This window comes from Lentilactobacillus sp. (assembly GCF_040773105.1).
In the GTDB taxonomy this organism is placed as follows: domain Bacteria; phylum Bacillota; class Bacilli; order Lactobacillales; family Lactobacillaceae; genus Lentilactobacillus; species Lentilactobacillus parabuchneri.
On sequence record NZ_JAXGWW010000064.1, the window covers coordinates 1 to 9,891 of the forward strand.

At 44.3% G+C, this 9,891-nt stretch carries 12 protein-coding genes and 1 tRNA gene; 2 read left to right on the forward strand and 11 right to left on the reverse strand.

Annotated elements, in window-relative coordinates; genetic code table 11:
- The first annotated feature begins 246 nt into the window (after positions 1-246).
- The gene (locus tag AB3112_RS04950; protein ID WP_084975029.1) at positions 247-1,581 is read left to right on the forward strand and encodes a C1 family peptidase; all 1,335 of its coding nucleotides are present in this window, start codon (positions 247-249) and stop codon (positions 1,579-1,581) included.
- Between the two features lie 87 nt (positions 1,582-1,668).
- Here AB3112_RS04950 and AB3112_RS04955 read toward each other — a convergent pair whose 3' ends face one another.
- A complete protein-coding gene (locus AB3112_RS04955) occupies positions 1,669-2,340 on the reverse strand; it encodes a 2,3-diphosphoglycerate-dependent phosphoglycerate mutase (protein WP_084975027.1) in 672 nt (223 codons plus the stop codon).
- Positions 2,341-2,471: 131 nt separating this feature from the next.
- Positions 2,472-3,416 carry an AEC family transporter gene (locus AB3112_RS04960; RefSeq protein WP_367334054.1) on the reverse strand — a complete coding sequence of 315 codons (945 nt, stop codon included), beginning with the start codon at positions 3,414-3,416 and terminating at the stop codon, positions 2,472-2,474.
- Between the two features lie 203 nt (positions 3,417-3,619).
- Here AB3112_RS04960 and AB3112_RS04965 point away from each other — a divergent pair, with 203 nt between their 5' ends.
- A complete protein-coding gene (locus AB3112_RS04965) occupies positions 3,620-4,717 on the forward strand; it encodes an LCP family protein (protein ID WP_057910310.1) in 1,098 nt (365 codons plus the stop codon).
- A 72-nt stretch (positions 4,718-4,789) separates the two neighbouring features.
- Here the strand turns inward: AB3112_RS04965 and AB3112_RS04970 are convergent, their stop codons facing one another.
- The 9 genes from AB3112_RS04970 to AB3112_RS05010 form a co-directional block, all read right to left on the reverse strand.
- Positions 4,790-5,620: a PTS system mannose/fructose/sorbose family transporter subunit IID gene (locus AB3112_RS04970; RefSeq protein ID WP_179136564.1), complete on the reverse strand. Its 831-nt coding sequence runs from the start codon at positions 5,618-5,620 to the stop codon at positions 4,790-4,792.
- Positions 5,621-5,645: 25 nt separating this feature from the next.
- Entirely contained in the window at positions 5,646-6,449 is an 804-nt protein-coding gene (locus AB3112_RS04975) for a PTS sugar transporter subunit IIC (RefSeq protein ID WP_084975021.1), read from the reverse strand.
- Positions 6,450-6,467: 18 nt separating this feature from the next.
- A complete protein-coding gene (locus AB3112_RS04980) occupies positions 6,468-6,971 on the reverse strand; it encodes a PTS sugar transporter subunit IIB (protein ID WP_084975019.1) in 504 nt (167 codons plus the stop codon).
- The gene (locus tag AB3112_RS04985; RefSeq protein ID WP_084975158.1) at positions 6,968-7,393 is read right to left on the reverse strand and encodes a PTS sugar transporter subunit IIA; all 426 of its coding nucleotides are present in this window, start codon (positions 7,391-7,393) and stop codon (positions 6,968-6,970) included. Before AB3112_RS04985 ends, AB3112_RS04980 begins: the two co-directional genes overlap by 4 nt.
- Before the next feature lie 81 nt (positions 7,394-7,474).
- Positions 7,475-8,092, reverse strand: a complete 618-nt coding sequence (locus AB3112_RS04990; protein WP_084975017.1) for an HAD family hydrolase — start codon at positions 8,090-8,092, stop codon at positions 7,475-7,477.
- A 102-nt stretch (positions 8,093-8,194) separates the two neighbouring features.
- Positions 8,195-8,279, reverse strand: a tRNA-Leu gene (locus AB3112_RS04995).
- A 57-nt stretch (positions 8,280-8,336) separates the two neighbouring features.
- Positions 8,337-9,215 (reverse strand): homoserine kinase, encoded by an 879-nt coding sequence (gene thrB / locus AB3112_RS05000; RefSeq protein ID WP_084998544.1) that lies wholly within the window; start codon positions 9,213-9,215, stop codon positions 8,337-8,339.
- Positions 9,216-9,229: 14 nt separating this feature from the next.
- A complete protein-coding gene (locus AB3112_RS05005) occupies positions 9,230-9,697 on the reverse strand; it encodes a SprT family protein (RefSeq protein ID WP_057910315.1) in 468 nt (155 codons plus the stop codon).
- 13 nt (positions 9,698-9,710) lie between these two features.
- The coding region (locus tag AB3112_RS05010) for a S1 RNA-binding domain-containing protein (protein WP_367334055.1) at positions 9,711-9,891 on the reverse strand (181 nt) is incomplete at its 5' end.

The following is a 9,891-nucleotide window of genomic DNA, read 5'->3' on the forward strand; positions in this document are numbered from 1 at the left end:
CTTCACGCCAGATAAGTTAAAAATCTAAATCATCAACAGTGGACGGAATAAAACGAAACGTTTGGTTCCGTCTTTTTTGCGCAAGGCTGATTAAGTTGAATCGTTTGCGGAATAGCAGTGGCCAGCGTACCAGGAAATCATTGCGTCGTGATCCTCACTTTTTCTGTGACGCCAGAATCCCCGTATGACTAGCTCTTTACTAAAAATGAGCGTAAAATAAAAGGTTATTAAGGAGAGTGATCATTTTTGACAGCAGAAATTAATTTAGATCAAATCAACAAGTACCAAAAGAATCTTGATAATCGAAAAGATTCCAAAGTGATTGAACGTGCCGTTACCCATCAAGGCATTCTTGAAACCAGTGAAGACTTCACTGCTGAAAGCAAGATGGCACCGGTCTTTTCAATTGACCTGACAACGGGAAAAGTTGCTGATCAAAAGCAAAGTGGCCGTTGCTGGATGTTTGCCGCGTTAAACACCATGCGGATTCACCTGATGAACACTTACAAGGTCGCCGACGACTTTGAACTGTCCCAAAACTACACGAACTTCTGGGATAAATTCGAAAAATCCAATTACTTTTTGGAAAACGTCCTCAAGACTGCCGATAAACCCTTGAGTTCACGGAAAGTCGCCTGGTTGATGGCAACCCCTCAACAAGACGGTGGCCAATGGGACATGCTTTGCGCATTAATTGAAAAATACGGCATCGTTCCAAAGTCCGCAATGCCGGAAACATTTAACAGCAATCGATCCGCTCAGTTAAACAAATATTTGAACCTTAAACTCAGACACGACGCGACAGTCCTAAGAGAGCTGGTCGCCGACAATGCTTCAGAAGCAAAAATTGCTGAAACAAAGGACACCATGCTCAACGAAGTTTATCGAATGCTGACATACGCCCTTGGCGAACCAGCAACCAAATTTGACTTCGAGTACCGCGATAAAGACCACAATTATCACATTGATGCCGGCATCACCCCACAGGAATTTTTCAAGAAGTACGTTAACCTCAACCTTGAGGATTACGTGTCACTGATTAATTCACCCACGGACGATAAGCCATTTAACAAGACTTACACCATCGAAATGCTCGGAAACGTCGTTAACGGCCGTCCGGTTAAGCATTTAAACTTGGAAATGAGCGACCTTAAGAAGTTGGCCATTAAGCAGTTACAAAATGGCGAATCAGTTTGGTTCGGAAGTGATGTTGGTCAAAGTTCCAACACCAAAAAAGGCATCATGGATACCAATTTATACGCACCAGATGAATTATTTGATTCCGACCTTTCGATGTCTAAAGCAGAACGCTTGGACTACGGTGAAAGCTTGATGACCCACGCCATGGTCATCACCGGTGTTGATCTGGTTAATGGTCAACCTACCAAGTGGAAAGTTGAAAACAGCTGGGGCGAAAAAGTTGGCACCAAGGGTTACTTTGTCATGAGTGACGACTGGATGAATGAATTTGTTTATCAATTCGTGATTAACAAAAAGTACCTGACGGATGCGCAACTCGATGCTCAAAAGCAGGAACCAATCGTGTTGAAGCCTTGGGATCCAATGGGTGCCCTTGCTTAACTTCACGTCTAATCGCTTATAAATAATAAATACGACAAATCAGGATTTCTGATTTGTCGTATTTTTTTGCTCTCATCACCATCATCGTTACTGCATGAATTGTTTATTGACAATGTTTAACTGATCGTCAAAGTCGTAACGGATTGGTTTTCCGTTTGGGACTTCAACGTTTGGAATGTCTTCGTCTGAAATGTTCTCCAAAAATTTAATTAGTGCCCGCAGCGTGCTGCCGTGAGCGACAATCAGTTGGTTTTGACCATCCAGTAGACGCGGTGCAATCTGATCAATCCAATAGGGAATCAAACGTTGCTGGGCCATTTTGAGGCTTTCTCCCAGCGGAATTTGAACGCCATAACGGTCGTAACGGGGATCCTCATCACGTTTGGTCAATAGTGGTGGCACCACGGTAAACGACCGCCGCCAAATTTTGAGTTGCTTGGCCCCGACCTGTTCTTTAACTTTTAGTTTATTTTTACCGCGAAGCCCGCCGTAATGACGTTCATTAAGCCGCCACGACTTATGTTCGGGGATAAAGTTTTGCCCAATCTCATCCAACACAATGTTGGTGGTCATAATGGCGCGTTTTAAAAACGACGTGTGAACATCGTTAAAGGCCAGCTTGGACTTGGCAATCACCTTCCCTGCGGTATGGGCTTGCGAAATTCCCTTATCAGTGAGTGATACATCACTCCAGCCTGTAAAAATATTATCGCGGTTCGCTTGGCTTTCGCCATGACGCATAATAACTAACGTAGGCACAGTTACATCCTCTTTACTCAAATTAATTTATTCACAAATATTGATGATAAAAAAGATGACCGTAGTCACCTTTTAATCGATTCTCAATACACTCCGTTGATTCAATCAACGCATTTAGTTTATCATTTCTCTTAGAGCTTCTCAACCAATACCATCAAGACCGGAATCACAATTAAACTCAGCAGCGTCGTTTCGGCAACCATGATTGACGCGTACTCGGAATCCGCGTGATAAAGCCTGGAAACAACCGGCGCGTTGGTCATAATCGGCATTGCTGACTGCATGATGAACACCTGCTTCATCAAAGTCGGCAGCGGCGTTGGAATAACCAAAAGTGACATGACGAGCGGTGCCAGCAAAAAGCGACCAAACAAAATCAAAAAGTTGCTGCGATCAAAATGAAGGTTGGACAAATCAACGCTGTTAATCGAAATTCCAATAAAAATCATGGATAATGGAATCGTTAAATTCCCTATGTAATTAAAATCTTCCATCAAGAAGTCTGGTAAGGTTACGTGCATCAAAACAAGAATAACGCCGACCATAAAGCCCAGCAGCGGTGGCGAGAAAACCTTCTTGAGGGTCTGCTTCCAACTAAAATGCCCCTCACCCTTACCATCTTTTTGAATCAGGTAAACACCGAGTGTCCAAAAGAATGTGGTGTTGGCCATGTAGTAAACTAGAACAAATGGCAAACTCGATTTCCCAAATAAGGCCATGTTGACCGGCAACCCGACAAACACCGTATTGGAGTTAGAGAACATCGACATGAACAAGCCGGCATGCATTTTGGGAATCTTGGTAAACTTGACGACGAGAATTGAAACCAAATAAAGCAAAAGCATCGAAACAATTGGAAAAAACAGGTCCGGAAGCGTGGTCAGCAGCTTTTGGGCAGTGAATTTTTCCATAATGGTGGAAATCATGTAGGCCGGCAGTACAACTTGAGTGACCAGCCGGGCAATCATGCTGGTCATCTTGCTATCAAACCAGTCATTTCTCGCCAATATAAAGCCCAGGGCAATCATGATCAGAATGATTAAAACCCCGGAAACTGCGTTGTAAAATACACCCATATTCATTCCTCAATTCTAAAAAAACAATAACAATGAAACATTATAGCACAATTAAAATCCACAGTTTGTTATAATTAAAGAAGTTTTTGTACGCACGACACTTACAATTGTTAAATAATGTTTAAATAACCTGAAATTTACGCAATCCAATACTAAACTGCAATATACTTTTGTAAGAATTTTTTTGTAAATGAGGAGTCAATATGCCATCAGATAAAGATAATAATAACGATTTTGAACCAGTCTATTCAAGACGGTCGGATAAAAAGCCCCACTATAAGAAAAAGAATCATCGAAGACGCCGAATTATCGGTTGGAGTATTTTCTTTGTACTACTCCTCGCGCTAGGCGGCGGATTGGTCTGGGGTTACAGTGCTTATAAAAGTGCCAAGTCAACCTTTACGAAGACATATGATTCTACAAATGTCCAAAAGGCTAGAAATGTTTCTTCAGTCATTCAGCAAGGTAAACCATTATCAATCCTTTTGTTAGGAACTGATACCGGTGCCTTAGGCCGACACGATACCGGCCGAACGGATACGATGATCGTTGCTTCCGTCAACCCGAAGAAGAAGACCATTCATTTGACCAGTATTGCCCGGGACACTAAGGTTGTCGTCCCAGGTGATACCCAGCCATATGAAAAAATCAACGCTGCTTATACAATTGGTGGTGCTGGGACAGCTGTTAAAACCGTTCAGAATCTATTGGATGTTCCGATTGATTTCTATGCGATCATTAATATGGGCGGCTTAGAAAAGATGGTCAATGCCGTTGGTGGCGTTGACGTAACCCCGCCACTGACATTTAAGTATGGTGCAGCAAACGTCGTCAAGGGTAAGAAGATTCATTTAAACGGTCGTGCGGCACTGGATTACTCCAGAATGCGTGATGACGATCCCCGTGGTGATTACGGACGTCAAGCTCGTCAACGCCAAATCATCAAGAAGTTGGTCATGAAGGGGCTTAACATTACTTCCCTTCCCCGTTACAAGTCGATTTTGTCATCGCTATCCGGAAATATGAAAACCGATATGACATTTGATGATATGATTGCCATTCGGGCCAAGTACGGTGATGCAACCCACCACATTAAGTCACAAACACTCCAAGGAGAAAACGCCATGATCGATGGTCTCTCCTATCAGGTGGTTCCACAAACTGAACTATTGCGGGTCTCTAATGATATTCGCGCATCACTTGGTTTGAGTAAATCTTCAAAATTACAATCGACACAAACGGCAACTGATGATGGCCAAGGCGCTGATCAATCGTCGACTTCCAGTTACACCGGCTATTAATTAACAAATTAAAAAACGAGAGTGAGACATGAGCAAATGCTCGTGTTTCACTCTCGTTTTATGTATCCTGATTTAAACTAAAACGCCAACCATATAACCCAGGATTCCCAATAAAAACAACCCTAAAATAATCCAAATGGGCGAAACTTGTTTTCGAATCAACCAAATGCAAACAAACGTCAATCCAATTGGGGCCAGCACGTCGACCGTTGAATTCAACACTTGAACCAGCGTATGGTTTGAAATAAACGTCGAAACCGACGCAAAATCAACTTTAACCCAACGGGCAACGATTGCGCCCATCATGAACGTCCCAAAAATGGAAGTCGCATTACCCGCATTTTTGATGAGACCGGTATTAAAAACATTAATAATATCAGCACCCCGATGGTAGCCGGCCATCTGCGTCAAATAACGAAAAACCAACCTTAAAATGTTCCAAGCAAAGAAGAACAGAATTGGCCCCCAAATGCCAAATCCAGTCAAAACCAAACTAGCCGCAAATGCGGATAAAACCGGCCGAACTGTTCCCAGCCAGACAGGATCGCCAAAGCCACCCATCGGCCCCATCATAGCCGTTTTAACCGAATTGATGCTTTCATCGCTAACCGGCAGGCCATTGGCTTTTTGTTCTTCCATGGAAAGGACGACACCGGTGATCAGCGACTGCATAATTGGCGCCGTGTTGAAGAATTGCAGGTGCCGTTTCATCGCCTGCTTGCGGTCATTTAAATCCGGATAGAGGCGATTGATAGCGGGGGCCATAATATAGGCAAATCCAACGTTTTGCATCCGTTCAAAGTTCCAAGACCCCTGCTCAAAGCTGGACCGCCAAAAGATGCGAAGAAAGTCGCTTGATCGCAGCCGAATTGGACCGCCGTTGTTTGAGTCACTATGAGTCATCGTTTTGATCAACGCTTCTTCCCCCTTACAAGTCATCCAGTTCCTTATCAAAATCGTCCAATTCATCGCCACTTCCACCGTCATCAGCGGACGAGCCGTGGCGTTTGTTCATCACCCAAACGTAACTGATGGCAACGATAAGCCCAGCTGCTGCCAAAATAAAAATGCTAATGTGGGTGAATATCGCTATCAAAAATCCCAGGAAAAACCACAGCCATAACGATCGACTCACCATCATGTTGATCAGGTTGGCAAACCCGACGGCGGCAATCATCCCGATTGAAACCGCAATCCCATTGGTCACTGCATTGGGGATGTCATCGATCACCATTTTGATCGCCTGCGGTGAAATCAGCATCACCAAGATAGTCGGAATCAACACCCGAAGGCCTTGGACGCCCATGCTTAATAAGTGTACCCGAGTGAGGCGGGCCAGATCACCGGTCGCAGCTGCCTGATCTGCCTGGTGGGTAATTTTAACAATCGTCTTTCGAATAAAGACATTCAGTAATTGACCAACTACCGCCAGCGGAATTGTCAGCGCGATCCCGTGCTTAATACTAAGCGCCACCGGTCCACAGACCAACAGCGCCGAAACAACGGCAGGCAGTCCGATATCCGGTGCCACTGCGGCTCCAACATTAATCCAGCCAATGGTAATCATTTGTAAAGTCGCGCCAAAAATGATGCCGGCGGTTAAATTTCCACACGCGGCACCAATGAGTGTACAAGCGACTATTGGCTGAAAGATCTGCCATTCGTCTAAAATACCGTCTACGCCGACGACGAATGCAATCAGCATCACTAAAATTGACGATCCAAAGCTCATTAATTTATCCTCTACAAATTAAAAACCTTTTTTGTCCAGTAACGTTAACAGATTCTCTTTTTTCTCGGCGGGAATCTTTTGCGCATAGACATCCAACTTAAAATCACCCGCCAACGTCCGAATCTGTTTGGCAATTTCTGGGTTCATTGAAATTGCGTCAGTCAACATGGTCATGCCATCCGCATAGGCGATGCTGCCAATATTAACGCCAATCTTGGAAAAATCAACGCCACCCTCTGCCAGCTTCAACATATCTTCAACGGTTTCGGTCAACAGCAAGGTATTAAATGAGTCAAAGCGGGAATCAAAGTAGGCCCGAATCATTTTGTTAATTGTCACGACGTTGGCTTTCACACCAGGGGGTGCAACCTGCGTAATTAGTGTTTTACGCAATGGGTCCTTTGCGACCGAGTCGGAAACCACCATAATCCGATTGGGTTTGACGTGTCGCGTCCAAAAAGTTGCCACTTGACCATGCAGCAGTCGGCTGTCCACTCTGGCAAGTCGAATATCCATTGTCATAGCAAATCATCTCCCAAATCATCATCTTGTGTCGGCATTGTAAACCGGCGAATTGAATCGGTTGAAATTTCGGTTATCTTATTCACCAATTCAGTCAGTGTTGAATTTCTCGCCATATAGGCTTCCAAAAGAATGGGTAAATTAACCCCGGCAATTAAGGCGGTATGAGTCGGATTTTTTCCGACAATTTGTGCTGCCGCGTTAAACGGCGACCCACCCCACAGATCTGCGAAAATTAACGTCGGTTGATCAGCCGGCAGCTTAGCCATCGCAGCGTCAACCTTTGCGGACAAAGAGTCAACACCATCATTGGGTGCCAACGTGACGGTTTGAACCTGCTCCTGTTTTCCGGCAATCATTTCTGCCGTGTGAATCAAACTGTTGGCCAGATCACCGTGACTGACTACAAGAATTGAAATCAAATTGTTCACCTATTTTCTGTCTCTATCGACGAAACTTGTTTACACCAAATATATCACAAAAACATGATCATTGACCGTTAACTACACAATTGATAACAGCTCGCCCGGCGTCTTCAGATCATAGTCGCTGGTTTGGAAGTCAGCTGTTTTCTCCGTTCGCCATCCCGCCAAAGCAAAGCCGACGTTAGCTGCGTGAGCCGCCTTTAAATCATACACCGTATCTCCGACGTAAATGGTTGAAGCCGGATCGGCTGCTAATTTTTCGATCCCCTTTAAAATCATATCAGGAGCGGGCTTGCCATGCTTGATTTCATTTGAGAATACAAATTTGTCAAAATACTGATCCAAGCCAAACCGGGTAACATCTCGCTCAAATTCATCCTTTTGCTTGGAAGTTGCGATCGCCATCTTGACATCCGACCGGTCGTGAAGGGTCTTCAAAACAGGTTCGATTCCGTCATAAACGGTTGTGTATTGGGTATAGTCTTTAATTTTGGCAAACCATTGTTTTTGAATGGCTTCCGGATCGCTGACTCCCAGAATTTTGACAGCATCAAGTGACGTAATCCCAAATACTTTGACCACGTCGGCATACGAAAAATCATAGCCATTTTCATTGAGCGTTTTTTGTAACGGCAGCATGTACATTTTCTCAGTATCAATCAATGTTCCATCTACATCAAAAATCAAGTAATTCATTCCGACACCCCAACTATATTATTATTTGAAAAATAGATCACATACAACACAATAAAAAAGTCCGAATCACTATTTAGATGATAGTGATTCGAACTTTAACCATGCGGCCAAGAAGATTCGAACTTCCACCGGGATAATCCCGACAAGATCCTTAATCTTGCGCGTCTGCCAATTCCGCCATGGCCGCATCAACAATTAAAAATTATAGCAGAAATTTTCTCAATTGACAAACCCTTTTTAAAAATTATTCGCCGCGGACGGTTGCACCTTCCGTATCGATTCGCAAAAGCCTGAGACTACCATTTAAATTTTGTTGTTCCAATTCAATTCGAAGTTGTGTTAACGACGCTTGATCGCCTAACGTCGCAACTGTTGGCCCCGCACCGCTTAAATACGTGCCGTAAATTCCTAGTTTGTGGGCAGTTTTTCGAATCGTATCGATTTCAGGAACCAAGTCCTTGCGATAAGGCTCATGAAGCTGATCCGCTTCAATTAAAGAGACTGCCTGGTCCCATTTGCCTTGAGCCGCAAGCGCAATAAAGACGTTTTCCCGGCTGCTTTGCTGAACCGCCTGATCATAATCAAGCTGTTTGGGCAGTTTTTGGCGACTCTTTTCCTCGCTGACACCATCTGGTCGAATGTACATCAGAGCCGAAATATCGGGGATCGAAATCGATGTGGCGATCGTTTGGTCACCATCATAGCTCGAAACGACCAAGCTCCCCAGTAAAGCGGCGGCAACATTTTCCGGATGACCTTCAAATTTGGCACCCAAATTAATCTGGTCTTCAATTGAGAGCCCCAAATCACCTAATTTGTTCGCAATTTTGATACCGGCAACCACTGCCGTCGTACTTGAGCCTAAGCCGTGGGCGATGGGAACGTCCGAAATAACCGTGAGCTGGTGGGGATGAATCTCCGCGTTCACTTTGAGAATTGCTTGCACAATCAGGTTATTTTCATCGGTTGGAATGTCGTTTCCAAGTGCGTGATTGACTTTCCACTCGTCGGTTTTTTCTTCCACAATCACTGTGTAATATAGCTGCAGCGCCAATCCAACCGAATCAATTCCCGATCCGAGATTTGCTGAAGTCGCTGGGACTCTGATAATAAGTTTTGCCATGCCAAATCTCCTTTCTATGCGCCTTGTTGTTTGATCTCGTTAACCAGCTGCAATTTGCCATGGCAACGGCCACAAACGTACTTGACGGTGTTAATCCTTCTTCTTCTATGATACTCCATCCCGCAGGACACACATCGATAAAAATATTTGATTTGCGACGTGCGACCGTTAATTCGTGGCGCGTACCGTGAGCCGCCAACCGCTTTTAACAGCTGTTTAAACTGCTTGGTGTTGTGGCCGGCACTATATCCCGCCAAATGGAGATGATAATGACACAATTCATGCTTGATGATGCCGATCAATACCTCGTGGGTGGTGCCATCGTCCATTTTGGGGTTGATATCAATGTTGTGATCGCTTAAATGATATCTACCGCCAGTCGTTTTTAGCCGACGATTAAAGTATGCACGGTGGACGAACGGTTTGGCAAAATATTTGATTGAAATCGTTTCGACTAACGTTTGTAATTCTTGATCATTCATTGAAAATTTTCACCTAACCTTCAGGATCGACCATTGTCAACTGGATCCGATGCCGATCAAGATCAACCGATTCAATCCAAACCGTCACAATATCACCGACTGAAGCTACTTTACTGGGATCTTTGACGAAATGATCGCTTAACTTGGAGATATGGACCAGGCCATCCTGTTTGACCCCAATGTCGACAAAAACA

Coding starts and splice junctions, on each gene's coding strand:
- AB3112_RS04960 (WP_367334054.1), bottom strand. CDS start 3,416: ATGGGTGTATTTTACAACGCAGTTTCCGGGGTTTTAATCATTCTGATC.
- AB3112_RS04965 (WP_057910310.1), top strand. CDS start 3,620: ATGCCATCAGATAAAGATAATAATAACGATTTTGAACCAGTCTATTCA.
- AB3112_RS04970 (WP_179136564.1), bottom strand. CDS start 5,620: ATGACTCATAGTGACTCAAACAACGGCGGTCCAATTCGGCTGCGATCA.
- AB3112_RS04975 (WP_084975021.1), bottom strand. CDS start 6,449: ATGAGCTTTGGATCGTCAATTTTAGTGATGCTGATTGCATTCGTCGTC.
- AB3112_RS04980 (WP_084975019.1), bottom strand. CDS start 6,971: ATGACAATGGATATTCGACTTGCCAGAGTGGACAGCCGACTGCTGCAT.
- AB3112_RS04990 (WP_084975017.1), bottom strand. CDS start 8,092: ATGAATTACTTGATTTTTGATGTAGATGGAACATTGATTGATACTGAG.
- thrB (WP_084998544.1), bottom strand. CDS start 9,215: ATGGCAAAACTTATTATCAGAGTCCCAGCGACTTCAGCAAATCTCGGA.
- AB3112_RS05005 (WP_057910315.1), bottom strand. CDS start 9,697: ATGAATGATCAAGAATTACAAACGTTAGTCGAAACGATTTCAATCAAA.